The organism is Lysobacter auxotrophicus, from assembly GCF_027924565.1.
GTDB classification, from domain to species: Bacteria; Pseudomonadota; Gammaproteobacteria; order Xanthomonadales; family Xanthomonadaceae; genus Lysobacter_J; species Lysobacter_J auxotrophicus.
In genome coordinates, this window is sequence record NZ_AP027041.1 from 202,562 (window position 1) to 228,120 (window position 25,559).

Here is a 25,559-nt window from a genome sequence, read left to right on the forward strand (position 1 = left end):
ACTCGGACGCTCGACAAGGGCGAAAACGTCGATTGTAGCCGCATGCCCGGCGTGGTCCGGGCGCTCGGGATCCCCGCCGGAAACCGGCCCGAGTGGGGCCCGTCAGCGGACGAACGGCGCGCGCCCGCGAACGGGGGCGGCCGGCGCGGGCCCGTAGTAGCCCGGTCCGTAGACCGCCCCCGGCCCGAACACGGCGCCGTCGCTGCGGCCGACGTTGATGTCGATGTTGACGTGCTTGGTGTCGCCGTCGTCGTCGGTGTAGGTCTTGTCCAGGTTGATGTTCGCCGCCTGCCAGTTGCTGTTACCGGCGCGCTTGGAGTACCCGATGCCCGCTTCGACCGCGCCATGCACCTGCCAGTCGTTGTCGGCGGACTTCGCGGCGTCCTCCGGCGTGATCGGCTGCCATGCGCCCGGCGGAGCGTTGCGGTAATCCACGCCCGGGTCGGTGCTCGGGAAGTGGATGCGTTCGGCCGGCACGGTGAGGTCGAGCGCCGGCGGATCGGCTTCGTCCTGGGCCATCGCGGCGGTGCTCGCCAGCAGGGCGAGGGAGACGAAGACGGCGCGGATGGCATCGCGTTTCATGCGGAACCCCTGTGGACGCGGCGAACGGTCAAGGTCGACCCGGCGACGCTAGCAACGGCGGTTTGAACGCGGGCTGTCGCCGGCCCACCATTTTTGTGTCATCCGCGACACGCCATGACGCGCACGACACACCGGCGCCTCACTGCACGCGCGGCAGCTTCTCGCTGAGCCGGCCGGCGATCCAGCGCTCGGCGAAACCGTCGAGCTTCGCGCTCTGCAGGAAGCCGCAATGGCCGCCCCAGGGCGAGATTTCCAGTTCGGTATCGGCGGGCAGCTTCAGCTTGTGGAAGCCATCGACCGGGATCACCGGATCGTCGGCGGCCATCAGGATGCTCGCCGGCACCTGCAATCCGGCGAGGCGATCGCCGGCGATGGAGTAGCCGTCGAAATAGCGCTCCAGCGTGCCGAAATCGGTGTGGCGCTCGACCATCCACTGCGTGAGCGGGCGCATGCGAAGGCCCAGCACCTGGTCGTCGAAGGCATGCGTCTGCGGGAACAGCGCGCGCTTGCGCGCCAGCGAGCCGCGCCACTTGCGCTCGAAATACCACAGGTACACCGGCAGGCCCTGTTCCATCGAATCCATCGTGCGCGCCGGATCCAGCACCGGGCACACCGCGGCGACGTGTACCAGCGGCACGCCGGCGGTCGGCGCACGCAGCGCCAGTCTCAGCGCGAAGTTGCCGCCGAGCGAGTAGCCGGCCACCGCGAGCGGGCGGTCGGGATACAGGCGCGAGACCTCGCCCGCGGCGCGCACCACTTCGTCGATGCGGTTGGAGTGGAACAGGCCTTCGTTGAGGTGGTGCGTGTCGCCGTGGTCGCGGAAGTTGAGGCGGAACACCTCGAACCCCTCGCGCAGCAGCTCCGCCGCGGTGAGGCGCATGTAGCTCGAATCGACGCTGCCTTCCCAGCCGTGCAGCAGCATCACCAGCCCGCGCGAGGGCGAGCCGGGCAGCGCGGTATGCACGCCCTGCAGGCGCACGCCGTCGCCGGCGTCGATGGTGTGGAGGGTGCTGACCGCGTTCAGCTGCGCGAGGCTGCGCTCGCCATGCCGGCGCCGCAGTGCGCTGGATCCGAGCACCGACTGCACGTGCGCGTTGCGCAGCCAGCGCGGCGGACGGTAGTCGGACGCATTCAGCATGTCGTGAGCCATGGCGTCGCGGGTTCGATCTGCTCGCACGGAAGCCTTACACCTGCAAACGTGAAGTTCAGCTCTTCATGGCCTCGAGGATCCGCATCCGCGCGGTATCGGCGATGCGGCGGCGGCCTTCGGTCTGCGCCGGAAGGATCGGCTCGAGGAAATGCACTTCGGCCAGCCGCGGCGGTTCGCCGAGCAGGCGCAGGAAATTGGCCAGGAAACTCTCGCCGGGCTGGAACGCGACCACGTGCTGCGCGTCGCCATGTTCGCCATAGCGCAGCGCGACCGGCTGCACCGGCACGCCGGCTTCCACCGCGGCCAGGAAGATGCGCGCGTGGAACGGGCCGATCTCGCGACCGCCGCGCGTGCCGCCTTCCGGGAACACGCCGATCGAGCGGCCTTCGCGCAGGCGCGCGAGCATCTCGTGCAGCACGCCGCCGAGCGACTCGGTGCTGCCGCGCGAATGGAAGATCGTCTCGCCGCGCGAGGCGAGCCAGCCGACGACCGGCCAGCTGGCGATCTCGCGCTTGGCGACGAAGCCCATCATGCGCTGGCTGTGCAGGGTTTCGATGTCGATCCAGCTGACGTGGTTGGCCACGAACATCGCCGCACCCGGCAGCGGCGTGCCGATGCGGCGCAGCCGGAAGCCGAAGATCCACATCAGCCCTGCCGACCACGCGCGGATCGCGCGATGGTCCAGCGGCTCGTCGCCGATGCGCACGTTCTGGGTGAGCGGGGTGGTCGTCAGCAGCGTCAGCGGCAGGTCGACGAACACGTGCCACAGCAGCAGCGGCACGCGGACGAGATAACGGAGCGCGCGCGCGGCGGGCGCCGTGGTCGGCGCCGTCGCGCCGGCGTGGGGGGACGGCGCATTCATTGAACGCACGATACCGAAGCTGCGGGGCCGCCACCAGCGCCATGCGCGGAATGCGGCGTCCACTCCAGACAGGTTTCGCAATGCGCCGGCGCAAGGCGCGCCAGCGCGGCCGCCAATCAGGGACGCGCGATGACCGCCAGCGTGATGCGCGAGACGCACACCAGGCGCTGGCGTTCGTCCTCGATGCGGATCTCCCACACCTGCGTGCGCCCGCCTACGTGCAGCGGGCGCGCAGTGCCGGTGACGGTGCCCTCGCGCACGCCGCGCAGGTGGTTGGCGTTGATCTCGATGCCGACGCAGGCTTCGTCCTCGCCGACGCACAGCATGCCGGCGCTGCTGCCGAGCGTTTCGGCCAGCAGCACCGACGCGCCGCCATGCAGCAGGCCGTACGGCTGCCGGGTGCGTTCGTCGACGGGCATGGTGGCGCGGATGAAATCGTGTCCGATTTCGGTGAACACGATGCCCAGGGGCTCCATCGCGGTGTTGCGCGAGAGCGCGTTGAGCGTGGCGAGATCCGGTGGGGTGCGGAACGGGGAGCGCGGCGTCGTATCCATGGGCACACCTTAGCGGAGCGGCACGCGAGACCCAAAAAAAGGGCCCGATAGTCAGTGCGTCGCTACGGAGAGAGTCCGGCGCACCGACTACGGGCCAGGGGGAACGGGGATGCTGATTCGGGTCGACGTGGGCGGTTCGGAGGCCTGCATGGGTCCAGTCACGAAGGAGCGCGGGTCGGGGTGGAGCACGGGCACCGCGATGGGCTTACGCGCAACGGAAGCGCGGCTGCATCCAGTCCTGGGCATAGCGGCGGGTGCTGGCGTAGCCGCTGCTGTTGCCGTAGCCCACGCCGAAGTCGCGTTCGCGATGGACGTGGCGCACCGGCAGCGGGACGACGTTCGCGCGCGGGGCGTTGGAGCGGGTCGGGATGGCGAAGAAAGCGTTCATGGCGGTGTCCTGACGTTCGGTACTGCGTGGTGGTGCGGGACTTACGCGAAGCGGAAGCGCGGCGGCGCCCACTCGGTCGTGTAGCGACGGTTGCTGGCATAGCCGCTGCTGGAGCCGTAGCCGACGCCGAAATCGCGTTCGCGATGGGTGCGGGACGGGGCGTTCATCAGGGCAAGGGGGGAAACCGGAGCGGACTTGGCGGACGGGGCGAAAGTGGAGAGGGCGTTCATGGCGGAATCCTTCGTGGGGGGTGGGGTAGTGCCTCGGTGTGTTGGTAAAGTACAACACCAGATCTATTCCGCCATGGGCCAGAAGTCACCCCACCGAAGACCTACCTTGGCGAGGCACGGCCGCAGCCGGAACTCGCTGATATAGATGGACATTTCGGCGCTTCCGTTGCCATGACTGATGGCAGGGGTCCCATGGCGGGACGCACGCGCGCGCCTCCCGCTCGCCGACCGGTACGAGAGGGAGGGTGAGGACCGTCACATTCAGGAAGCTGGATGGGGCGCCCCGAGCGGGGGGCTTTCCGGCCAGTGCGCGAAACGCGACCCGACAAGGCTTTGGGGATGCCGCTTAGAGGATCGGCGCGAGCCCCGCGCCGAACGCGGTGAAGATCCGCGTCGTGATCGCCTTCATGCCGACGTCGACTTCGGGGAAGTCGCCCACCGGCTGGTAGCACGCACGGAAGTTTGGATCGCTGGGCAGCAGCGGTTGCGGGCACGCGGCGCTGGCGACGAACTCGTAGCTGGTCGCGTAGCGCATCGGCCACAGGTCCAGGATCGGCATCGCCTCGAACATCTTGCCCAACGAGTAGTTGAGCCCCGAAAACACCGGCGGCTTGTCGCGCCGCGCGATCACCCACGAATTGGCCGGCGCGATGTCGCGCTTGATGCTCGCGCGCAGCGCCTGCGCGAAGTCGCGATCCTCGATCACCACCGCGCTCTCGGTGTTGTAGTGATCGCCGCGCGGATCGAAGTTGTGCGTGCCGACCACGCCGATGCGGCCATCGATCACCATCGACTTCGCATGCAACCCGATGCGGATGCCCGCGCGCTGCAGCGGCACCGGCTGGTTCGCGCGGCGCGTGCTGTAGCGCAGCGCGCTGTACTCGCGCGACAGCGCGCGCTGGTATTCCGCGCGGTCGACGCTGCTGTTGCGGTCGTACTTCCTGCGCAGTTCGCGACGGGTCTGCGCCATGTCGACCGGCGGCGTGGGCGGCTCGTCGGCGGGCTTCGTCGAGGCCGCGGTGCCGCCGCTTTCGCCGGTGAGCGCGCGCCCGGCCGAGATCGAACCCGTATCGGCGTCGGAGTCTTCGTCCTGCGTGCCGGTACCCAGGTCGGGTAGCGCGGCGCCAGTGGCTGCGATGTCGATCGGCGCATCCAGCGGAAAGGGTTTGTACTCGAAGATGTTGAAGCCGAGTTCGCGCAGGTAACGACGCTTGTACTTGTACGACAGCGCGTAGGCGATGAACGCGTCGGTCGCCGCGAGGCTGTTGGTGGAGATGATGATCTTCGGGCGCTGCTCGTACGGGCGCTCATGGAGCTTGCGGAACATGTCCTGCGCGGCGTCGGACAGCACCAGGTACGGCGTCTGCAGCACGACTTCCTGCTGCGCCGACTCGATCAGGCCGCGAAGCGAGCCGGAAGCCACGGCCTGCTGGTCGGCGTTCTCGGCGCGGTGTTTCTCGGGCGTGTCGGAGATGTAGCGCACCTCGCCCACGCGCATCGCGCGCGAGGCGAGGCGTTCCTCGATCAATGCGCCGTCGGCGGCGTCGCGTCGCATCGCCTCCGCGCGTTCGGGGCGTTCGAAGTGCGAGGGCGGGAGCGGCGGCACGCCGCTGGAGAGCAGGCGCCCGCCGACGTCGCTCAACTTCTCCACCGGCACGCTGCGCCGATCGTTCCAGAACAGCGCGAAGTCCTCGCGCATCACGCGGGCGACCGGACCGGCGACCAGCAGGTCGCGATCGCGGAAGTTGTACTCGTCGTCCCAGTCGTAATAGTCGTCCTGGTAGTTGCGCCCGCCGGTGATGCCGACCGCGCCGTCCACCAGCAGCAGTTTGGTGTGCATGCGCTGGTTGAGCGTGCGCCAGCAGCAGGCGGCGGCCAGCGCGTATTGCGGGTAGGTGATCTGCGCGCGGCCGAGCACGGGGCTGTACAGCTTGAGCTCGAAGTTGGCGTGCGCGCCGGCCAGCGCGGCGAGCGTGTCGACGTGCTTGAGCGCGGAAAGCTGGTCGATCAGCACGCGCACGCGCACGCCGCGTCGCGCGGCGGCGAGCAGTTCGTCGAGCACCAGCCGCCCTGCATCGTCCTCGTCGAAGATGTAGGTCTGCAGGTCGATGGCGGTGGTCGCGCTGCGGATGAGGTTAACGCGCGCGAGCAGCGCATCCGGGCCACGGTCGAGGATCAGCGCGTAGTGCGCCGGCGCCTGCGGGGTTGAGTCCGCGAACGCCCGTCCCGCAAGCGCGCGCAGCGGCGAGCGCTGGGCGCAGGCGTCCGCCTGCGTGCAGTCCAGCTGGGTAGAACGCGCGGCCACGACCTTCGCGGTGACCTGCTCGCGCTGCGCGCCGGACAGCGAGGCGCATGCGCCCAGCGCCAGCGACAGCATCGCGACGGCGAGTCGAACGGCGGGCTTCACGGTGCGGTCTCGACCAGGCGCACGCGCAGCATGAAGCGGACCCGGTCGGCGAGCGCGAACTGCCAGCCGTCCAGGCCGTAGTCGTCGCGGCTGATGCTGCCGCTGGCGATGACGTCGCAGTCGCGTCCGGGCTCGTCGCACTCCGGGCGCGACAGGGTGAAGGTTTCCATGCGCGTCACGCCGTGCATCGACAATCGGCCGCGCATGCGCCCGCCGGTGCGGACGAGGGTGTCCGGATGGGGTTCGGAAACGAACTCGATGTAGGGGTAGCGCTGTGCATCGAAGAAATTCGGCCCGCGCGCGAGCGCGGTGTAACGGTCGGAGCCGGCGACGACCACGCCGTCGGTGCGCAGGACGATGCGCACGCGGTGTCGGCCGTCGGCCAGGGTGGAGACTTCACCTTCATACTGGGGGAACACGCCCGCCACGCGCTGGCCCCAGCGGGTGCGCAGCTCGAAGCCGAAGCGGGTGTGATGCGGATCGAAGGTGCGGGATGACGCGGAAACTACGGGCGGTTCGGGAGCAGCGACCGTTTCCTGCGCCCATGCCGGCCAGAAGGCCAGCAGGCACGGCAGCAGGAAGCGGGCGGGATGCGGTCGGCGTTCCCTCACGGCCACCAGAAGGCGCTGAGCTGCGCCACGCCGGGCTCGAGCCCGCTGTCGGCCGGCACCGACAACACCGCGATGCCTCCCGGCGGCATGCCGCGGTACTCGCCGGTCTGTCCGCTGTGCAGCAGCGCCGCCAGCCGTTCCAGCCCGGGGTTGTGGCCCACCAGCATCAGGCGTTCGGCCTCGCGATGCGTGTCGGCCAGCGAGATCAGCGTGCCGGGCGTGGCTTCATAGATCGACGGCTCGATGCGCTGGTCGACGTAGCCGATGGCGGCGAGCACCGCTTCCAGCGTCTCGCGCGTGCGGCGCGAGGGCGAGCAGAGGATGCAGTCCGGCACCAGCTTGTTCTCCGCCAGCCAGCGCCCGGCGGCTTCGGCCTCGGCCAGGCCTTCGGCCGAGAGCGGGCGGTCCAGGTCGGCCTGTCCGTTGCCGGCGGGGTCCGCGTGGGCGTGGCGTAGCAGGATCAGTTCACGCATGCGCGGGCGACTCCGGTTTGGACAGGGACGGGCAGTTCATGGGCGCCATTATCACGTAACGGCGTGATGGCTCAGGCTTTCCTGAGCCATTTGAGCAAAGGCTGCCAATCGTCCTGGTGATCGCGCACCTGGGCGGAGTGGTAGTCGAACAGGCTCTTCCCCAGCCCGGTGAGCACGACGTACGCCTGACTGTCGCGCAACTGCGCCACCACCGGATACGGCCATGCGGACAACAACTCGAGCGCCTGCTGGGACGCGTTCGTCCACGGCTTGAGCTTGTTGCCCACCAACCCGACGCGCAGCTGGCCCTTGCGTACGCGCGGGTGCCTGGCGAGCGAGTCGAGGAAGGGCACGGTCGCCTCGATGTCCAGCGCCGACGGCTGCACCGGGACGACGACCGCGTCGGCCTCCTCGAGGAAGGCGTCCAGGTCGTCGGCCATCGCGCCGGCGGCGGCGTCGATCACCAGCCGCTGGGTGTCGTCGGGCAGCTGCTTGCGCCATGCCTTGCGGCGGGTGCCGTCGAGCGGGAGCACCGCGCTGTCCAGGCCGGCCCGGCGCTGCGCCCAGCGGGTCGAGGATTCCTGCGGGTCGGCATCGACCAGCGCGGTGCGCAGGCCGTCGAGCGCCGACTGCGCGGCAAGGTGCGTGGCGATCGTGGTCTTGCCCACGCCGCCCTTGGAACTGGCCACCAGCACGGTCTTCATGCGGACTCCCTCTGGATGGAAGCCGCAGCGTACACGGGGCCGGGCGACGGAACCATGCGCCGGACGGCCGCCCGCGACGGCGATCCGGCGCGTTCGTCCGTAGGCGAACTCCGTCCGCCGCGTCAGGTCCCGGCGCCCCAGGCCGCCCAGAGCGGCAGGGTCGCCAGCGACAGCAGCAGGCCGTAGCCGACCATCGCCGCCGCCAGCCGGGGCGCGAGGCCATGGGCGATCGCGAGCGCCCCGGCGGTGACCATCGACGGCATCGCCGCTTCGAGCACGGTGACGCGGGCCATCGGGCCGTGCAGGTTCAGGATCGGTACCAGCAGCAGGGCGAGCGCGGGCATGACGGCGAGCTTCAGCACGAGCCCCACCGCCAGCGGTTTGAGCTCATCGCGCGGCAGGGCAAAGCGCACCGACAGGCCGATGGTCAGCATCGCCAGCGGCAGCAGCGCGTCGGACAGTTTCTGGAGCCCGCCCGCGACCCACGCCGGCGGCTCGGCCGGCATCACCGTGAAGCCGGCGAGCAGCGCCCACAGCGGCGGGAACTTCGCGATGCGCAGCGCCATCTCGCGCGGCGACGGCGAATACTCGCCGCCATAGCGCGCGAGCACCCACAGCCCGAAGGTCGACAGGATCACGAACGTGCCGAACTGGTCGTACACCACCGCGTACGGCAGTGCGTGGTCGCCGACCAACGCACGCGTCAGCGGATAGCCGAGGAAACTGGTGTTGCCCAGCGCGACGGTGAGCATCAGCACCGCGGTTTCGTCGCGACGGAACCCCAGCCAGCGCGACAGCGCGCCCACGATCAGCACGGTCGCGCCGAGCAGCAGCCACGGCACGGCGATCACGCCCAGCAGCGCCGGCTCCAGGTGCAGCCGCGGCACGTAGCGCAACACCGCCGCCGGCAGGCAGACGTACAACACGACCAGGTTCAACGTGCGCGCGGCGTCGCCCGGCAGCACGCGCAACCGCTGGAAGAGATACCCCAGCGCCAGCATCGCCAGCACGAGGGCGAAGGCGTCGAAAGCCATGCCGCATCCTGTGTTCCGGACGGCCATGGTCGCCACTGCGGCGCGCCGGCTCAAGCTCGACCATTGGGTATGATCGCCGCTCCGACACGGACGCCGCCTCGAGCCCGATGACCGACCTGCAGGACCTCACCGCGCTCATCCGCGCCAACACCCCGCTCATCGTCATCGAAACGCGCGACGAAGCCCGCGTCGTCGAACTCTTCCGGCAGGCGCTGATGCACGTATGGCGCGCGCTGCACCGCTGGTCGATCACCGAAGGGCTGCGTCGCATCGACCTAGATCGCGAGGATCCGGCCGAGATCGCGCCGGATGCGTCCAACACGCTGCAGGCGATCCGCAACGCCGAACAGCGCGGCATCTACCTGTTGCTCGATTTCCATCCGTACCTGGGTTACGCCAGCACGCAGCGGCAGCTGCGCGACCTCCTGCAGCGCCGCGATTGCGAACCGCACGTGCTGGTGCTGGTCGGGCACAAGGTCGAACTGCCGGCCGAACTCGAATCGCTGGCGGTGCGCTACACACCGCGCCTGCCCGACGCCAACGCGCTGCTCAAGCTGGTGCGCGAGGAGGCGGCGAACTATGCGAAGGAACACGGCGGCCGCCGCGTCGAGGTCGACGGCGAAGCCGTGCAGCAGATCGTGCGCAACCTGCGCGGGCTCGATCCGATCGACGCACGCCGCATAGCGCGGCAGCTGATCTTCAACGACGGCGCGCTCGGCCCGGGCGACCTGCCGGAACTGGCCAAACTCAAGTTCGAACTGCTCAACCGCAGCGGCCATCTGCATTACGAGTACGACACCGCGCGCATGGACGACGTCGCCGGTGCGACGCGCTTCAAGCGCTGGGTGCAGCAGCGGCGCGACGTGTTCGTCAGCGGCGAGGCGCCGGCGGGGCTGGATCCGCCGAAGGGCGTGTTGCTGCTTGGCGTGCAGGGGTGCGGCAAGTCGATGCTCGCCAAGGCCGTCGCCGCCGGTTTCGGCGTGCCGCTGGTGCGGCTGGATTTCGGCACGCTGTACGACAAGTTCCACGGCGAAACCGAGAAGAACCTGCGCGACGCATTGTCGTCCGCCGAACAACTCGAACCCTGCGTGCTGTGGATCGACGAGATCGAAAAGGGACTGGCCGGGGACGGCGGCGACGGCGATGGCGGCGTGTCGCGCCGCGTGCTCGGCTACCTGCTGACGTGGATGGCCGAACGCAAGTCGCGCGTGTTCCTCGTCGCCACGGCGAACCAGATCGACGCGCTGCCGCCGGAACTGCTGCGCAAGGGCCGCTTCGACGAGATCTTCTTCGTCGATCTGCCCAGCGCAACGACGCGCGAGCAGCTGTTCGCGCTGCACCTGCGGCGCCGTTCGCTGGAGCCGGCCGCGTTCGACGTAGCCGGGCTTTCGGCCGCGAGCGAGGGGTTTTCCGGCGCGGAGATCGAGCAGGCCATCGTCGCCGCGCTGTATGCCGCGCATGCGAGCAAGTCGCCGCTCAACGATTTCATGCTGCGCGCCGAACTGAAGCAGACGCGTCCGTTGTCGGTGCTGATGGCCGAGCGCGTGCAGGAGCTGCGCGACTGGGCGCAGGGGCGGACGGTGCCGGCGGAGTGAGGGGCGGCGCGGCGCGGCCGCCAATGCGGGCGTTCCCCGGGTGCGTTTCGCTTACCCCGGCTACAAGGGCGGGCATGTCGCGCGTCGACCGACCGGGGTCGTGACCTCCGGGCCACGCGGCTGACGTGCGCCGGCGCGAACATGCGCCGAGCTTTCGTGGAGCCGCGCGATGAACCGCCCAATTGCCCGTTTCGGTGCTGCCGTGCTGTTCGCGGCGCTTGCCCTTCCCGCACTCGCGCACGAGGCCTCGGCGGCGTCCAGCACGCCGACGCCGCAGGACGGCTACTTCCAGACCATCACGCCGGTCGCCGAGGGCGTCTGGCTGATTGCGCAGCCGCAGCCGTTCCACATCCAGCCCATCGGCAATGTCGTCGTGATCGAGCAGTCCGACGGCCTGGTGCTGATCGACGCCGGCGGGTCGCCCGGTGCAGGGCGGCGCATCGTCGAACTCGTGCGTAGCGTCAGCGCCAAACCGGTGAAGGCGGTCGCGATCACGCACTGGCATGGCGACCACGTGCTGGGCGCGACGTCCATCGTGCAGGCGTGGCCAACGGCGGAGATCATCGCGACCGACGTCACCGACGCCCACCTGCGTGGGCGGTCGATGAAGGCGTACGCGAAGGGCTCGCCCGACGCCGCGTTGCAGGCGCAGTTCGACAAACGCCTCGATGGCGCGGAAACCTTCCTGCGCGACACGCTTGCCAAGCCCGACCTGTCCACGCGCGAACGCGACGGCTTCGAAGCGTCGCAACGGCTGTTGGCGCAATACCGACGCGACACGCGGGACCTCGTGCTCGTCTTGCCGACGCGCACGTTCGTGGATTCGCTGAAACTCGACGATGCGAGGCGTCCGGTCGAACTGCGGCATCCCGGCCGCGGCAACACCGACGGTGACCTGATCGCCTGGCTGCCGCGTCAACGTGTCATGGCGACCGGCGATCTCGTCGTCGCGCCGATTCCCTTCGGCTTCAACGCGTATCCCGCCGACTGGGAGCGCACGTTGCGAGCCATGCAGGCGCAACATCCGGCCGTGTGGATCCCGGGTCATGGCGCGGCGATGCGCGACGATGCGTACGTCGGGCGGGTCGTCGATCTCATCGGCCGCACACGCGATGCGATCGCGCCGCTCGCCGCGCAGGGCGTGACGATCGACGAGGCGAAGAAACGCGTGAACCTGTCGGGCGACCGCGCGCATTTCGTCGGCGACGATGCGTGGCTCACGCGCTGGTTCGATCGCTATTGGACGCAGCCCTTCATCGATGCGGCGTGGCGCGAGGCGAAGGGCGAGCCGATCGAACAGGGCGAAGGCTGATCACACCGCCGCAAGATCGAACGAAATGCTGATGCGCTCGCCGCTGCCGGCGTATGGCAGCGTGCGATGGAACAGGTAAGACGGGAACAGCAGCAGCGTGCCGACCTTCGGGCACAGCCGGCGCAGCGCGCCTTCCGGCGGTTGCGGCAGGCTCGCGAACGGACGGCCGAACTCGATCCAGCCCGCGTGCGTCGCATCATCGTCGCGGATCGCCGGCGGCAGCTCGACGTAATACGCACCCGACAGCCAGGAATCCTCGTGGATGTGCGTGTCGATGAAGCCACGCTCGGCCGCCTGCGTGGCCCACACGTGCACGCGGTAGCGCGTGGGCACGTTACGCAGGAAGACGTCGCCGGCGAGCGCGTCGGCGCCACCGCGTGCGTTGCGGCTGTCCACGAGGAACGCATCGATCGCCTCGCGCAGCCGCTGCTCGAAACCGGTGATCGCTGCGGTGTGATCGGCGAGCAGGTCACCGCTCAGGTACGCGTTGCGTGCGGCAAGTCCGGCCGGCTCCCATCGCTGCTGGCTGTGACGACGGATGTCGTCGGCGAGCGCGTCGTGGAATGCGCGCGCATCGGCGAAGCCTTCAGGCGTCGGCAGCTCCACCACGTGAACGTGGCGATGCAGGCCGAGCCACTGCGCGGCGCGCGCGGCATCGTGCTGTGCTTCCACGACGCCGAGGTGCGCGATCGTGCGCTGGTCGTCGGGAACATGGCGCAGTGCGTCCTGCAGTTCATCGCGCGCTGCGTCGAGCTGGCCGTCGTGCAGCAGCGCGATGCCGTGCTGGCGATGCAGCGTCGGCGACGTCACGCCCATCGCCAGCGCCTGCGCGTAGACGTTCACCGCGTCGCGCGTGTTGCGGTTGAGCTGCAGCTGCTCGCCGAGCGTATCGATGACGTCGATGTCGCGCGGCGCGAGTTCGAGGGCGCGGCGTGCGTGCGCTTCCGCCCCGGTCGGGTCGCTGAGCTTGCGCGACAGGATCGCCGCGTTGCGGTGCGCTTCGGCGAGCGCGGGATCGAGCTGGAGCGCGCGCAGCGCATGCTGCAGGCCTTCCTGCAGCGACTGGCGATCGAACAGGTTCGATTGCAGCGCCGCAAGCGACTGGTGCGCGCTCGCGTCGTTCGGCGCCAACTGCAGCGCGTTGCGCGCGGCGGCGATGGCGGCGGCGTATTCCTGCCGCTTGCCGTGCGCGGCGGCAAGGTTGTTCCAGGCTTCGGTCCAGTCGGGTTTCAGGCGCGCTGCAGCTTCGAACGCGTCAGCCGCCGTCGCGTAATCGCCCGCATGGAACGCCGCCGTCGCATAGCGGAACGCGGCGCGCGGTTCCTGCGGGAGCCGCTGCATCGCGATCGAAAGCGATGCGAGTGCGGCGTCGATCTCGCCGGCGCCCAGCTGCAACGTGCCGAGGTCGAGCGCCGTGGCGCCATCGTCCGGCCGCAGCGACAACGCACGTTGCAGCGCATCGCGCGACGCGCGCGCATCGCCCAGCGCCTGCAGCGCCATCGCGTACAGGCGCCACGCATCGAACGACTCCGGCGCGCGTTGCAGCGCGGCTTCGCAATCGGCGCGCGCCGGCGCCGGCTGCCCCTGCCGCAACGCGGCCCATGCGCGGCGCAGCAGCGGGACGACGTCGGCGCCGGTCATCTCAGTAGCCTGCGGCCTGGCCGTCCTTGCGCGATTCGCTGGCGCCGACGTAACCGCCGTTCGGATTGACCATGATTGCCTGGTAGCCGCCGAACGGGCCGTCCGCGAAACGCACGCTGTGGCCCTTTCGCATCAGCGCTCGGACGGTTTCGTACGGAAAACCCGATTCCAGGTCGAGTTCGCCGCCGTCGGCCATCGCGGTGGCCTGGCCGGCCGGATCGGTGCTGCCATCGTGCTGGATGCGCGGCGCGTCGCCGGCTTCCTGCAGGTTCATGCCGAAGTCCACCAGGTTCATGATGATCTGCGCATGCCCCTGCGGCTGCATCGCGCCGCCCATCACGCCGAAGCTCAGCCACGGCTTTCCGTCCTTCGTCGCGAAGGCGGGAATGATGGTGTGGAACGGCCGCTTGCCGGGCGCGAAGGAATTGGGATGGCCTTCCTTCAGCACGAACTGCTCGCCGCGATCCTGGAAGATGAAGCCGAGCCCCGGCGCCGCCATGCCGCTGCCCATGCCGCGATAGTTCGACTGGATCAGCGACACCATCATTCCGTCGGCATCGGCGACGGTCATGTAGATCGTGTCGCCTTCGTTGAGCTGCGGGATCACGCCCGGCTCCACCGCGCTCGCCGCCTTGTCCATCGAGATCAGCTTGCCGCGTTCGCGCGCATAGGGCTTGGAAATCAGCTTCGCGGTCGGCGTCTGGTAGAAATCCGGATCGGCGTACGACGCGGCGCGATCGGCGAACGCGAGCTTCTTGGCCTCGGCGAACAGGTGCACGTGCTCGGGGCTGCCGAAGCCGTAGGACGCAAGGTCGTAGGGTTCGAGCAGGTTGAGGATCTGCAGCGCCGCGATGCCCTGGCCGTTCGGCGGCAGTTCCCACACGTCGACGCCGCGGTAGTTCGTGCTGACCGGATCGACCCAGTCGCCGTGGTGCGCGGCCAGGTCCTCGTAGCTCAGGAACCCGCCATTGGCCTTGAAATACGCATCGATCGTGCGCGCGATGTCGCCCTTGTAGAACGCGTCGCGACCGCCGCTGGCGATCATCGAAAGCGTGCTGGCGAGGTTGGGGTTCTTCCACATCTCGCCGGTACGCGGGGCGCGGCGTTTGCCGTTCGCGTCGGCAACGGTGAACTGCTCGGCGAAACCCGGCCACTTGGACAGCGTCGGCACGCTGCGGCCCCAGTAGTACGCGATGACCTCATGCACCGGGTGGCCTTCGCGCGCGTAGCGGATCGCCGGTGCGAGGTCGTCCGCGATCGGCTTGCGGCCGAAGCGTTCGTGCAGCGCGAACCAGGCGTCGACCGTGCCCGGCACCGTTACCGGCAACGGGCCGTGCGGCGGGATGTCCTTCAGGCCGCGGCGCTGGAATTCGGCCAGCGTCAGCGACTTGGGCGAGCGGCCGGAGCCGTTGTAGCCGTGCAGCTTCTTCGTCTTCGGATCCCAGACGATGGCGAACAGGTCGCCGCCGATGCCGTTGCCGGTGGGTTCCATCAGGCCGAGCGCCGCATTGGCCGCGATGGCCGCATCGACCGCGCTGCCGCCGGACTTCATCACGTCCAGCGCGATCTGCGTGGCGAGGGGATGGGACGTCGCGGCGATCGCGTGCGGGGCATAGACCTCGCTCCGCGTCGCGAACGGTTTGCCGGTGATGCGGTCGGCGCACATGGCGGTGAAGGGCAGGCTCAGCAGGACGGAGGCGAACAGCAGGCGCATGACGTACGGAATCCCCGGAAGCAGGTCGCATCCTAGCGCGACGGCGGGCGGGGATTGGGGCGCCTGGCGCGAAGGTCCGACAGGACCGATGGCCGTACGCTGTGGCCGCCCGGGCGAGCGGCGCTCACCCGGAAGCCTGCACTGACGCAGCGCAAAACCCGGGCGCGCGTCGCTTGCCCGGGCTACGCGTGCTGCAACTTCAGACCGACCTTACGGCCAGGTCGGCGGATCCTTCGACCACGCGGCCTGCACTTCGGCCAGCGCCGAGCGCTCGCTGTCGCTCCAGTCGGGCAGCAGGCTGGCGAACTTCGATGCGGTGTTCCACTGCTGCGGCTCGGTGCGGACGGCGGCGGCGTACCACTGCACGGCTTCGTCCTTGCGGCCGACCGACCACAGCGACAGCGCCAGCGTCGGCGGCATCCACGAGGCGGTGACGGCGCGCGACTCGACCAGCAGCTTCCACTGGGTGAAGGCGCCTTCGACGTCGCCGGCGCGGTACAGGTCCCAGCCGTAGTTCCACACCACGGCGCGCCATAGGGCGTCGCTGCGGTCGATGGCGCCCAGCGCGCGGGTGTACAGCTGCCTGCCCAGGTCGGTGCGGCCGGCGGTCATCGCAAGATGCGCAAGCTGCGCGACTTCGCCCTTGGCGCGCGGATTGCGCTCGATCGCCTTTACCAGTTTTTCGGTGGCGGCGTCGCCGGTTTCGCGCACGGCGATCACCGGTTTGACGGTGTTCGCGTCGGCGTCGAAGTAGAACTCCGCCGGACGCGGCAGGCTTTGCGCCGACACGGCGCTGGAGACGGCCAGAAGGGCCGTCGCGAAAAGAGTGCGACCAAGCATGTGTGAATCCCCCTGTGCAACGCAGCAATCCTAACCCGTACTTGGGACGGACCGCGCGCCGCCGGTGCGCCGGGCGTCCCATTCCGCGGTATCGGCACCGTGCGGCCAAGCCGCAGTGCCGGATCGGCAAGATGGGACGGGGCGCCCACTTGGCGCCCGCTCCGGACCGGCATAGGGCCGGCCCGGAGCCTGGGCGGTGTGCTTCCGGACGGCTTGCCCCCTCAGCGCGCCGCCGGCAGCAGCGCGACCTCGTCCACGACCCACATCGGGTTGTATTCGCCCGAGGCGAAGGTGAAGCACAGGTCGTGGCGGCCTGCCTGCGTCGGCATCGGCGCCGTCAGCGTGGTCAGGCCGTCCGACTTGCGCGCCGGCGCGAGCGGCAACACGGCGATCGGCTCGCCCTCGCAGCCGTCCAGCCGCACTTCCAGCGCGCCGCCCGGGATCTTCGCCGGGCGCGTGACGACCTTGCTGGCTTCCTTCCACAGCGCGTAGTTGTGCGGCAGCTGGCCGACGCGGACTTCCACCGTGGCGATGCCGTCCAGCTGCGCGGCGTCGTAGATCCAGCACGGATCGAACACGTCGGCCAGCAGCAGGCGGCGGTCGCCGTCCTTGCCGTCGGACGGCGCGTCGTCCTCCATGCGCAGCATCAGGTCCTTCTTGCACGAACGCAGCGCGTTGCTGGTCCGGGCACGCAGGCTGCGCACGTCGAGTTCGAACGTACGCGCGGCGGCGAGCACGCGATCGTCGGCGAACGCGTTGGCCTTGACCGTCGTCGGCAGCGGCAGTTCCAGCGGATGCGTGTACACCGGCGAGGTCGCCGCCGGCTCGGTGCCGTCGAGCGTGTAGCGGATCGTGCCGAAACCGGACTGGCTGGTCAGCGCGAGCGAGCCCTTGCCATCGGCGATGGGCTGCGGCGTGAAGCGCACCGCGAACGCGCTATCGGATGCGTCGAAGCCGGTCAGGCGGTAGCGCTCCATCTGGAAGGCCATGCGCTGCAGGAAATCGTCCCAGTCCAGGCGCGATTCCGGCGACCACGTGACTTCGGCGAGCGCGGCGCCGCGCGGGAACATCGCACGTTCCACGCGCTCCATCGTGCGGTGGTGCTCGGTCCACAGGTTCCCCTGCGCGCCCAGCACGTGCCGCGCCTGTTCCGCGTTCAACTGCACCGGCACGACCTTGAAGCCGTACACGTCCTTGAGCGACTTCACGTCCAGGCGCCCCGGGGTTTCGTCAGCCGCGTCGCTCTGCACGTGGTTGAGGTAGAGGTCCGGCGAGGGCGACAGCACCACGTCGTGCCCGGCGCGCGCGGCTTCGATCGCGCCATCCGTGCCGCGCCACGACATCACCGCCGCATCCGCCGGCGGGCCGCCTTCCAGGATCTCGTCCCAGCCGATCATCCGCTTGCCGTGCGCTTCGATGTACTTGCCGAGCCGGCCCATGAACCAGCTCTGCAGCTGCATGTCGTCCTTCAGGCGCAGTTCCTTGCGCTTGGCCTGCACGGTGGCCGACTGCTCCCACTGGTCCTTCGCGGCCTCGTCGCCGCCCAGGTGGAAATAGCGGCCCGGGAACAGCGGCATCATTTCGTCGAGCACGTTCTCCAGGAACTTGAACGTGTTGTCGTCGACGTTGAACAGCCAGGTGTTGATGCCCCAGTCGGGCGACACCGGCGGCGCCGTGCCCGGCACGCCGAACTCCGGGTACGAGGCGATGGCCGCCTGCGCGTGGCCCGGCAGGTCGAATTCCGGCACGACGGTGATGTAGCGATCGGCGGCGTACTTCACGATGTCGCGGATCTCGTCCTGCGTATAGAAACCGCAATACGGCTTCGGCTTGCCCTTCGCGTCGCGTCCTGCCGCGCCGGCGGGAATGCGGCAGCCACCGACCTGCGTGAGCTTCGGATACTGCTTGATCTCCACGCGCCAGCCCTGGTCGTCGGTGAGATGCCAGTGGAAGGTGTTGAGCTTGTGCAGCGCCATCTGGTCGAGCAGCGTCTTCACTTCGTCCGGCGTGCGGAAGTGGCGCGCGACGTCGAGCATCAGCCCGCGCCAGCCGAACCGCGGCGCATCCTCGATGCGTTGCGCGGCGATCGAGGCCTCACCCTGCGCGCCGTCGGCGAGCAGCTGCCACAGCGTCACCGCGCCGTAGAACAGGCCGGCCGGCTTGCGCGCGCTGACCTTCGTGCCTTGCGGCGTGATGTCGACGACGTACGCTTCGTCGCCTTCCGGCGCGATGTTCGCGTCGATGGCGAACACGACGCCCGCGCCTTCGGCCGCGCCGCCGACCTGCGGCGCGAAGCCGCGTGCCGTCTGCACGCGCGCGGCGAAATCCTGCGCGATGCGCGTGGCCTCGGCATCGGTGCCTGCGACTGCAATGCGCGACTGCGGCCCGAAGGCGAAGCGCCCGTCGCGCAGTTCGACCTTCGCCGGGCGCGGAATGACTGGCGTCGCGGCGGCGCTGGCGGAAATCGTCGTCGTTGCCGTCGATGGTGTCGTATCCGCCGGCTTCGCGGCGGTGGTGCCGGTCGCGTCCGCCGCCGGCGCGTCGTCGCGCTTGCAGCCGGACAGTCCCATCGCCATCGCCACGGCGGCGAGTCCCAGAACGAGTTGCCGTTTCATCACTCCCTCACTCTCCTGTCGCGTGCGCCGCGTGGGCGCCGGAAACAAGCGGGCCCGGCATGACCGGGCCCGCTGTACTCGCACCAGACACCGTCCGGTGCATTTACCACTACTGCGATCAGTAATTGAAGCGCAGCGTCATCGCGTAGCGGCGGCCCGTCAGGTAACGGTTGGCCGGCTGGTCCTTGGTGCCGAAGTACTGGAAGTACTCTTCATCCAGCAGGTTCTGCGCGTCGAAGCTGAGCTGCCAGTTGTCGTTGAACTTCCAGCCCAGGCTCGCGCCCAGCGAACCGTACGCGTCGACGCTCACCGGCGGTGCGCCGGCGACGAAGCCGCCCGCCAGGTAGCTGCTGCGCCAGTCGTAGGACAGACGCGCCGACAGCGGACCCTTTTCGTAGTACGGGCTGAAGGTGATCTGGTTCTCCGACTGGTACGGCAGGTCGTTGCCGTTCGCCGTTTCACCGTTGGCGTAGGTGTAGTTGGCGACCAGGCCGAAGCCGGTGTCGGCGAACGGCTGCTGATAACTCAGCGTGAAGCCTTCGACCGTGCCGCTGCCGGCGTTGCGCGGACGCTGGATGCTGTAATCGCAGAAGCCGTCCGCGGTGCACAGCCCGGCCGCGACCAGGTTCTGGAACTGGGTCGGGTCGGCATCGTCGCTGATCGAGTTGAACTGACGCTCGGTGAGGGCGTCGGTCTCGATGAAGTTGGCGATGTCCTTGTGGAAGATCGTCAATGCGGCCAGCGCGCCTTCATCGAAGTAGTACTCGAGCGAGGCGTTGAAGTTCGTCGACTGGTACGCATCGAGTTCGGCATTGCCGCCCGAACCGGTCAGCGTGGTGTCGTTGAGGAACAGGTTGTTGGCCATCTGGTTGTACGGCGCCCAGGCCACGACCTTGGCAACGGCAAAGCGCAGCATCCAGTCGTTACCCATGTCGTAGATCAGGTTGACCGAAGGCAGCCAGTAGTCGTTGTCGTTCTTGCTGGTCTGCAACCAGTCCGGCTGCGGCGGCAGCGCGATCGGATCGCCGCCCGGATTGAACGCCGTGCTCTCGATTTCCGCCTTCACGTAGCGCAGGCCGAAGTTGCCGCGCAGCGCGTCGATACCGAAGTTCGCCTGGGCGTAGAACGCGGTGTTCGTCTGCTCGAGCGAGTAGGTGTTGTTGATGAAGCTGGCAGCGTCGGGGTTGGCGAAGTTCGGCGGTGCGTTGCGCACCCAGTTGATCACGTTGTCGCGGCCGGTGTAGATGTGGTTGCCGTGGTCGCGCGAGAAACCGGAGAAGCCGCCCATTGTGTCGGCGAAGCCGAGCGTGCCGACCTGCGAAAGGTCGCCCACCGGCGGGATGCCGTAAACGTTGAGGGAGAAGTCTTCCTTGTGCTCGTGGCGACGGACGCCGGCCAGCACCTCGTAGACCGGGCCGGTGAACTTCTTGCTGAAATCAAGCTGGCCGTAGTTGTCTTCGGACTCGGTCTGGAAGATGCCGTTGTTGCCGAAGAAGCCTTCCGCACGCCAGTTCGCCGGGTCGCGGGCAGCCGCCGGATCATCGAACGTGATGCCCTTGTTGATGTCCCAGCTGTAGCCACCGGTGAACGCCGGCTCGATGAAGTACTGGATCAGGTCGTTGTCGGCCTTGCTCTGGCCGATCTGGCCGGACAGGCCCCAACCGTCGCCCTTGTAGTCGAACGTCAGGTCCAGGCCCTTCGTGGTGGGCTCGGAGACGCGGGCGTTGTTGTCGTAGAACACGAAGCTCTCGGGGCCGGAATGGCCGCCGGTGACGATGCCGTTGGACCCTGCGGTGAGGGCGTCTACCTGATCCGCCGTCAGCGTCAGGAAGTTGTACATCGACTGGTTGTAGTTATCGAACTTTTCCTTGATGTACAGGCCGCTCAGATTGAACTGCAAGTCATCGGTCGCCTGGAACTGCAGGTTCGCGGCGAAGCTGTCGCGCTTGCGCTCCTGCTGGAACCACGCGGCGTTGATGAAGTTCGGAACCTGCGCGTCCGGGTCGATGCCGGTCACGTTCTCGAAGGTGGACGCATCGACGTAGCCGAAGATCTCGATGCCCTGGCGATCGACGTGCTCTTCGTAATGCTGGGCGGCGATGTTGAAGCCGATGGTCTCGGCATCGTTCTTCCAGCTGTACAGCAGCGAGGCGGACGGGCTGCCTTCGCTGGCCTGGTCGCTGTAGTTGTAGCCGATGCTGCCGCTGATGCTGTTGGCTTCCATGTCGAACGGCTTGCGGGTGTGCATCATCACCGTGCCGCCGAGGCTGCCCTCGGGCAGGCGGGCTTCAGGCGACTTGAACACTTCCAGTCGACCGATGATCTCCGACGCGATCTGCGTCTGGTCGAAGCCACGGCTGGGCTGCTCGCCGAACAGCCAGATCGACTGCGCGACCGGGTGTCCATCGAGGAAGGTGAGGTTCAGGCTGGGATCGGTGCCGTCGATGCTGACGCGCTCGCCCTGGCCGAAACGACGGTCGATGGTGACGCCCGGAATCTGCATCATCGCTTCGGCGACGTTGGTATTCGGGAAGTCGCCGATGTCTTCGGCCGTCAGGGCCTCGACTACCGCGTCCGCGTTGCGCTTGGTGTCGAGCGACTTCATCAGGCTGGCGCGGATGCCGGTGACCGTGATGGTGTCGAGGTCGGTGGTTTCCTGCGAGCTCGCGGCGCTGCTCTGCGCCGTGGTGGCCTGTTCCTGAGCCGCCACATTCCCGGCGATGCTCAGCGCGAAGACGATGCTGGCCGATAGTGCTGTTTTGCGAAGCTTCATTGCTCTCCCTCCCACGGGTTGATGTACGACTCCGCAGTGCCGGTTCTTGCCTGCCGGCGTTACGGAGCCCGTTTCCTGGCCGTCGCGTTGCGCGGGGCGGCCGTATTCCTTGCGTGCTTCGCGGAGGCGCTCGCGCGCCGCCGCACTTGGACGAAAACGCTTACGACGACGGGCTGCCTTGCAGAAATTCCAGGTACCAGCTGGCGGCGCCGATGACGCCCAGCCGGTCGTTCTCGATCAGTCGTACCGGCACGCGTTCCAGCGCGGCGTGCATCACGCCCTTGTCCAGCAGGCGCGCCTGGAACTGGCTGTGCGGCAGGAAATCCTTCAGCTGCGGCAGGATGCCGCCGGCGATGAACGCCGACTTGGCGCTGCTCACGGTGATCAGGTCGCCGATGACGCTGCCCAGCAGGGCGCAGAACGTCAGCACGGCTTCGCGCGCGGGCGCATCGTGGCGGCGCGCGGCCTCGGTGATGGCGGCCGGTGCGCGCAGCTGCGGCTCGATGCCGTCGATGGCGCAGATCGCGTCGTACAGGTTCACCAGGCCCGGGCCGGAGACGAAGCGCTCCGTCGGGACATGCGAATACCCGCGCTGGCGGGTCCATTCGAGCATCGCGGTCTCGCGTGCGTTGCCCGGGGCGAAGGCGATGTGGCCGGCTTCGGTCGGCAGCACGACGGTGCCGCCGCGATGCGGAATGCGGACCGCCGCGCCCAGCCCGGTGCCGGGGCCGACGACGAGCACGGGGCCGGACGCCGCCGCGCTCACGCCGGGCGTGAGCAGCAGCGAATCGGCCGGGTCCATGCACTGCGCGGCGTGCGCGGCGGCCTGGAAGTCGTTGATGTAGTGCAGTTCGCTCAGGCGCAGCTCGCTGCGCAGTTCCGAGAGCGAAATGCGCCACGGCAGGTTGGCGTTGATGACCACGTCGTCCAGCACGACACCGGCGGAGGCGATGGTCACGCGGTCGATGCCGGCGCACGCGCTGTGGCTGGCGATGAATTCGGCGAGGATCGCGCCCAGGCTGGGGTAATCGGCGCACACGTACTTGTGGTGCGCCAGGACGACGACGTCGGACTCGTCCGCGCCGCCCGGCCGGACCAGGCCGACGCGGGTGTGCGTTCCGCCCACGTCGGCGGCAAGGAAGCGGGGTTCGACCTGCGTCAGCGGCGGCACGGCGCTCATCCGCGAACGACGCGCAGTCGCTGCGCGTTCGCGAGGCATGACCGGGCTGGTGCTTCCTTCGTATCCCACCGCATGGTTCCTCCGCTCACGCCGGCTCCCAGCCGGCGCGGCCGAGATTGGCGCGCCCCTGACAACGTTGTCAACCGGAAGTTACAAAATTGTCAGAAACACCGGTGTCAGCCCCGACGAGCGGCAGGTTTCATGCTGCGCCGCAGCAGCGAAATGGCCGTGCAAGCCGCGCCACAGCGACTTTGTAGCTCTTCTCTGGCTTGCCGACAGAACTTGTGACAACGTTGCGCCACCGGATGGCGTACAGGTCAACCCACGTCATCCTCGACCGCATTCCTTGGGAGGGGAATCCGCAATGTCCACGTCCACGCCCACCGCGTCGCGCAGCCACTACGGGTCCATCGCGATCATCGGCGCGCTGTTCTTCATCTTCGGCTTCGTCACCTGGCTCAACGGCCCGCTGATCACCTTCGCCAAGCTCGCCTTCAACGTGAGCGAATCGGCGGCGTTCCTGATCCCGTTCGCGTTCTACATCTCGTACTTCGTGCTCGCGCTGCCCTCGTCGGTGATCCTGAAGTTCACCGGCATGAAGAAGGGCATGGCGCTGGGCCTGTTCCTGATGGCCATCGGCGCGGCGGTGTTCGGCCAGTACACGACCGCGCGCGTCTACGGCGGCGCGATCACCGGCATCTTCATCATCGGCGCGGGCCTGGCGATCCTGCAGACGGCGTCGAACCCGTACATCAGCATCCTGGGCCCGATCGAAGGCGCCGCGCAGCGCATCGCCGTGATGGGCATCTGCAACAAGGTCGCGGGCATCCTCGCGCCGCTGGTGATCGGCACGCTGGTAATGCACGGCATGGGCGACCTGTCGGCGCAGGTGGCCAACGCCGACGCGGCGACGAAGGAGCAGCTGCTCAACGAGTTCGCCGCGCGCATCCACGACCCGTACATGATGATGGCCGGCCTGCTCGCGCTGCTGGCGGTGGGCATCGTGTTCTCGCCGCTGCCGGAAATCCGCGCCGAAGACGTCAACGCTGACGGCGATGCGGGCCGCACGCGCAAGACCAGCCTGTTCCAGTTCCCGCACGTGTGGCTGGGCGCGCTGTGCATCTTCGTGTACGTGGGCGTGGAAGTGATGGCCGGCGACGCCATCGGCACCTACGGCCAGGGCTTCGGCCTGCCGGTGGATGCGACCAAGTTCTTCACCTCGTTCACCCTGTTCGGCATGTTGCTGGGCTACGTGGTGGGCCTGATCGCGATCCCGCGCTTCATCTCGCAGGAACGCTACCTCACCTTCTCCGCCGTGCTCGGCGCGCTGCTGGCGATCGGTGCGTTCCTGACCAAGGGCTACGTGTCGGTGGGCTTCGTCGCGGCGCTGGGTTTCGCGCACGCGATGATGTGGCCGGCGATCTTCCCGCTGGCGATCCAGGGCCTGGGTCGCTTCACCGAGTACGGCTCGGCGCTGCTGATCATGGGCATCGCCGGCGGCGCCGTCATTCCGCAGCTGTTCGTGCACCTCAAGCAGGACCACGATTTCCAGCTGGTGTTCGTGCTGCTGATGGTGCCGTGCTACCTGTACATCCTGTACTTCGCGCTGCGCGGCCACAAAGCCGGGCAGCGGCACGACGTGGTGAACGGCGCGACGGCCTCGCAGCACGGCTGATCGTTCGATCAACGAACGACGCCGCGTACCAGACGCCACCGCACGTGATTCACTTCGCCGGTGGCGCTGGTTAGGCTAGTCGTTCTCATTGGACCGCCATGACGACGGGACCACGCGAGGGAACGGTGCGCAGACCCACGATCAAAGACGTTGCAGAGCGCGCCGAGGTGTCGCTCAAGACCGTTTCGCGCGTCATCAACGACGAACCCAGCGTGCAGGCACGCACGCGCGAACGCGTGCGGCAGGCGATCGCCGAACTGGGCTACCAGCCCGATCCGTCCGCACGCAGCCTGCGCAGCGCGCAGCCGTACGCGCTGGGGCTGGTGTACGACAACCCGAACCCGTACTACGTCATCGCCGTGCAGAACGGCGTGCTGTCGGTATGTCGCGAGACCGGCTACGGCCTGCAGATCCATCCCTGCGATTCGTCGTCGCCGAACCTCGCGAACGAACTGATCGAACTGGTGCAGCACTCGCGCCTGGCCGGCCTGGTGCTCGCGCCGCCGATGTCCGAACGCAACGAGCTGGTGACCGAACTGGTCGCGCACGGCGTGAACCTGGTGCGCATCGTGTCGGCCGCCGCCGACCCGCAGGACGGCAGCGCATGCGTTTACGTCGACGACCGCGACGCCGCCTACGACATCACCGAACACCTGATCCAGCTGGGCCATAGCCGCATCGGCTTCCTGTGGGGCGGCAAGTCGCACGGCTCGTCGTGGGAGCGCTACAAGGGTTACGAGGACGCGCTGCGCGAATACGGCATCCCGCTCGACGCGGACCTGGTGGTGGAAGGCGATTACTCCTTCGACGACGGCTTCCGCGGCGCGCGTCGCCTGCTCGCATTGCCGGACCGCCCGACGGCGATTTTCGGCAGCAACGACGAGATCGCGGCGGGCGTGCTCGCGGCCGCCAAGTCCAGCGGGATGAACGTGCCGTACGACCTGTCCATCGCCGGCTTCGAGGACAGCCCGTTCTCCAAGCAGAGCTGGCCGGCGTTGACCACGGCGAAGCAGGCGACGCAGGACATCGCGCGCCACGCCGCGCACCGGTTGCTGCAGGAAATCCGCGAGCACGCCCCCAAGGCGTCGCCGAACGAAGGCTTCAGCCCGGAGCTGGTGGTGCGCGGGTCGACGGCGCCGCCTCGGCCGAAGGCATAGAAGCTGTTCCTTGGGAGAGGCGGCCCGAAGGCGATGGCGCTTTTTCCCTTCTCCCATCGGGA

General features: G+C 68.6%; 21 protein-coding genes. 4 read left to right on the forward strand and 17 right to left on the reverse strand.

Features of this window, described 5'->3' with window-relative positions; translation table 11 throughout:
• Nucleotides 1–102: 102 nt before the first annotated feature.
• From LA521A_RS00930 to LA521A_RS00980, 11 genes are all read right to left on the reverse strand, one after another.
• Complete coding sequence (locus LA521A_RS00930; RefSeq protein WP_281780530.1) at nt 103–582, reverse strand: hypothetical protein; 480 nt, start codon at nt 580–582, stop codon at nt 103–105.
• Between the two features lie 139 nt (nt 583–721).
• Nucleotides 722–1,717, reverse strand: coding sequence for a YheT family hydrolase (locus LA521A_RS00935; protein WP_281782147.1), 996 nt, complete (start codon nt 1,715–1,717; stop codon nt 722–724).
• Nucleotides 1,718–1,787: 70 nt separating this feature from the next.
• Nucleotides 1,788–2,594, reverse strand: a complete 807-nt coding sequence (locus tag LA521A_RS00940; RefSeq protein ID WP_281780531.1) for a lysophospholipid acyltransferase family protein — start codon at nt 2,592–2,594, stop codon at nt 1,788–1,790.
• 116 nt (nt 2,595–2,710) lie between these two features.
• The gene (locus LA521A_RS00945; protein WP_281780532.1) at nt 2,711–3,148 is read right to left on the reverse strand and encodes a hotdog fold thioesterase; all 438 of its coding nucleotides are present in this window, start codon (nt 3,146–3,148) and stop codon (nt 2,711–2,713) included.
• Nucleotides 3,149–3,353: 205 nt separating this feature from the next.
• The gene (locus LA521A_RS00950) at nt 3,354–3,536 is read right to left on the reverse strand and encodes a hypothetical protein (protein WP_281780533.1); all 183 of its coding nucleotides are present in this window, start codon (nt 3,534–3,536) and stop codon (nt 3,354–3,356) included.
• A 41-nt stretch (nt 3,537–3,577) separates the two neighbouring features.
• Nucleotides 3,578–3,766: a hypothetical protein gene (locus tag LA521A_RS00955; RefSeq protein WP_281780534.1), complete on the reverse strand. Its 189-nt coding sequence runs from the start codon at nt 3,764–3,766 to the stop codon at nt 3,578–3,580.
• A gap of 346 nt (nt 3,767–4,112) precedes the next feature.
• Nucleotides 4,113–6,143 (reverse strand): phospholipase D family protein, encoded by a 2,031-nt coding sequence (locus LA521A_RS00960; protein WP_281782148.1) that lies wholly within the window; start codon nt 6,141–6,143, stop codon nt 4,113–4,115.
• A 26-nt stretch (nt 6,144–6,169) separates the two neighbouring features.
• Entirely contained in the window at nt 6,170–6,784 is a 615-nt protein-coding gene (locus tag LA521A_RS00965; protein ID WP_281780535.1) for a YceI family protein, read from the reverse strand.
• Nucleotides 6,781–7,257, reverse strand: coding sequence for a SixA phosphatase family protein (locus LA521A_RS00970; protein ID WP_281780536.1), 477 nt, complete (start codon nt 7,255–7,257; stop codon nt 6,781–6,783). The genes LA521A_RS00965 and LA521A_RS00970 overlap by 4 nt, the downstream gene beginning before the upstream one ends.
• A 71-nt stretch (nt 7,258–7,328) precedes the next feature.
• Nucleotides 7,329–7,961, reverse strand: coding sequence for a nucleotide-binding protein (locus tag LA521A_RS00975; RefSeq protein ID WP_281780537.1), 633 nt, complete (start codon nt 7,959–7,961; stop codon nt 7,329–7,331).
• Between the two features lie 122 nt (nt 7,962–8,083).
• On the reverse strand, nt 8,084–8,995 hold the full coding sequence (locus LA521A_RS00980; protein ID WP_281780538.1) for an AEC family transporter: 912 nt from the start codon (nt 8,993–8,995) through the stop codon (nt 8,084–8,086).
• A 107-nt stretch (nt 8,996–9,102) separates the two neighbouring features.
• Between LA521A_RS00980 and LA521A_RS00985 the strand changes: the two genes are divergently transcribed.
• Both LA521A_RS00985 and LA521A_RS00990 read left to right on the forward strand, forming a co-directional pair.
• Nucleotides 9,103–10,590, forward strand: a complete 1,488-nt coding sequence (locus LA521A_RS00985) for an AAA family ATPase (RefSeq protein WP_281780539.1) — start codon at nt 9,103–9,105, stop codon at nt 10,588–10,590.
• A 169-nt stretch (nt 10,591–10,759) separates the two neighbouring features.
• Nucleotides 10,760–11,902, forward strand: coding sequence for an MBL fold metallo-hydrolase (locus LA521A_RS00990; RefSeq protein ID WP_281780540.1), 1,143 nt, complete (start codon nt 10,760–10,762; stop codon nt 11,900–11,902).
• On the opposite strand, the gene LA521A_RS00995 is transcribed toward LA521A_RS00990, so the two are convergent.
• From LA521A_RS00995 to LA521A_RS01020, 6 genes are all read right to left on the reverse strand, one after another.
• Nucleotides 11,903–13,543 carry a tetratricopeptide repeat protein gene (locus tag LA521A_RS00995; protein ID WP_281780541.1) on the reverse strand — a complete coding sequence of 547 codons (1,641 nt, stop codon included), beginning with the start codon at nt 13,541–13,543 and terminating at the stop codon, nt 11,903–11,905.
• 1 nt (nt 13,544) lies between these two features.
• Complete coding sequence (gene ggt / locus LA521A_RS01000) at nt 13,545–15,257, reverse strand: gamma-glutamyltransferase (protein ID WP_281780542.1); 1,713 nt, start codon at nt 15,255–15,257, stop codon at nt 13,545–13,547.
• Nucleotides 15,258–15,467: 210 nt separating this feature from the next.
• Nucleotides 15,468–16,097 (reverse strand): tetratricopeptide repeat protein, encoded by a 630-nt coding sequence (locus tag LA521A_RS01005; protein WP_281780543.1) that lies wholly within the window; start codon nt 16,095–16,097, stop codon nt 15,468–15,470.
• Between the two features lie 221 nt (nt 16,098–16,318).
• Nucleotides 16,319–18,712 carry a family 20 glycosylhydrolase gene (locus tag LA521A_RS01010; protein WP_281780544.1) on the reverse strand — a complete coding sequence of 798 codons (2,394 nt, stop codon included), beginning with the start codon at nt 18,710–18,712 and terminating at the stop codon, nt 16,319–16,321.
• 118 nt (nt 18,713–18,830) lie between these two features.
• Complete coding sequence (locus LA521A_RS01015) at nt 18,831–21,485, reverse strand: TonB-dependent receptor (RefSeq protein WP_281780545.1); 2,655 nt, start codon at nt 21,483–21,485, stop codon at nt 18,831–18,833.
• Nucleotides 21,486–21,645: 160 nt separating this feature from the next.
• Nucleotides 21,646–22,665 (reverse strand): glucokinase, encoded by a 1,020-nt coding sequence (locus LA521A_RS01020; protein ID WP_281780546.1) that lies wholly within the window; start codon nt 22,663–22,665, stop codon nt 21,646–21,648.
• A 364-nt stretch (nt 22,666–23,029) separates the two neighbouring features.
• Here LA521A_RS01020 and LA521A_RS01025 point away from each other — a divergent pair, with 364 nt between their 5' ends.
• Together LA521A_RS01025 and LA521A_RS01030 are read left to right on the forward strand one after the other, a co-directional pair.
• Nucleotides 23,030–24,340, forward strand: coding sequence for a sugar MFS transporter (locus LA521A_RS01025; protein ID WP_281780547.1), 1,311 nt, complete (start codon nt 23,030–23,032; stop codon nt 24,338–24,340).
• A 125-nt stretch (nt 24,341–24,465) separates the two neighbouring features.
• Nucleotides 24,466–25,497 carry a LacI family DNA-binding transcriptional regulator gene (locus LA521A_RS01030; protein ID WP_281780548.1) on the forward strand — a complete coding sequence of 344 codons (1,032 nt, stop codon included), beginning with the start codon at nt 24,466–24,468 and terminating at the stop codon, nt 25,495–25,497.
• Nucleotides 25,498–25,559 lie beyond the last annotated feature (62 nt).

What these genes read in the sequence shown, in the direction of transcription:
- LA521A_RS01005 (WP_281780543.1), bottom strand. Translation starts at nt 16,097, where the DNA reads ATGCTTGGTCGCACTCTTTTCGCGACGGCCCTTCTGGCCGTCTCCAGC.
- LA521A_RS00975 (WP_281780537.1), bottom strand. Translation starts at nt 7,961, where the DNA reads ATGAAGACCGTGCTGGTGGCCAGTTCCAAGGGCGGCGTGGGCAAGACC.
- LA521A_RS00955 (WP_281780534.1), bottom strand. Translation starts at nt 3,766, where the DNA reads ATGAACGCCCTCTCCACTTTCGCCCCGTCCGCCAAGTCCGCTCCGGTT.
- LA521A_RS00930 (WP_281780530.1), bottom strand. Translation starts at nt 582, where the DNA reads ATGAAACGCGATGCCATCCGCGCCGTCTTCGTCTCCCTCGCCCTGCTG.
- LA521A_RS00940 (WP_281780531.1), bottom strand. Translation starts at nt 2,594, where the DNA reads ATGAATGCGCCGTCCCCCCACGCCGGCGCGACGGCGCCGACCACGGCG.
- LA521A_RS00985 (WP_281780539.1), top strand. Translation starts at nt 9,103, where the DNA reads ATGACCGACCTGCAGGACCTCACCGCGCTCATCCGCGCCAACACCCCG.
- LA521A_RS01015 (WP_281780545.1), bottom strand. Translation starts at nt 21,485, where the DNA reads ATGAAGCTTCGCAAAACAGCACTATCGGCCAGCATCGTCTTCGCGCTG.
- LA521A_RS01010 (WP_281780544.1), bottom strand. Translation starts at nt 18,712, where the DNA reads ATGAAACGGCAACTCGTTCTGGGACTCGCCGCCGTGGCGATGGCGATG.
- LA521A_RS00960 (WP_281782148.1), bottom strand. Translation starts at nt 6,143, where the DNA reads ATGCTGTCGCTGGCGCTGGGCGCATGCGCCTCGCTGTCCGGCGCGCAG.
- ggt (WP_281780542.1), bottom strand. Translation starts at nt 15,257, where the DNA reads ATGCGCCTGCTGTTCGCCTCCGTCCTGCTGAGCCTGCCCTTCACCGCC.
- LA521A_RS00970 (WP_281780536.1), bottom strand. Translation starts at nt 7,257, where the DNA reads ATGCGTGAACTGATCCTGCTACGCCACGCCCACGCGGACCCCGCCGGC.
- LA521A_RS01020 (WP_281780546.1), bottom strand. Translation starts at nt 22,665, where the DNA reads ATGAGCGCCGTGCCGCCGCTGACGCAGGTCGAACCCCGCTTCCTTGCC.
- LA521A_RS00995 (WP_281780541.1), bottom strand. Translation starts at nt 13,543, where the DNA reads ATGACCGGCGCCGACGTCGTCCCGCTGCTGCGCCGCGCATGGGCCGCG.
- LA521A_RS00990 (WP_281780540.1), top strand. Translation starts at nt 10,760, where the DNA reads ATGAACCGCCCAATTGCCCGTTTCGGTGCTGCCGTGCTGTTCGCGGCG.
- LA521A_RS01025 (WP_281780547.1), top strand. Translation starts at nt 23,030, where the DNA reads ATGTCCACGTCCACGCCCACCGCGTCGCGCAGCCACTACGGGTCCATC.
- LA521A_RS00950 (WP_281780533.1), bottom strand. Translation starts at nt 3,536, where the DNA reads ATGAACGCTTTCTTCGCCATCCCGACCCGCTCCAACGCCCCGCGCGCG.
- LA521A_RS00980 (WP_281780538.1), bottom strand. Translation starts at nt 8,995, where the DNA reads ATGGCTTTCGACGCCTTCGCCCTCGTGCTGGCGATGCTGGCGCTGGGG.
- LA521A_RS00945 (WP_281780532.1), bottom strand. Translation starts at nt 3,148, where the DNA reads ATGGATACGACGCCGCGCTCCCCGTTCCGCACCCCACCGGATCTCGCC.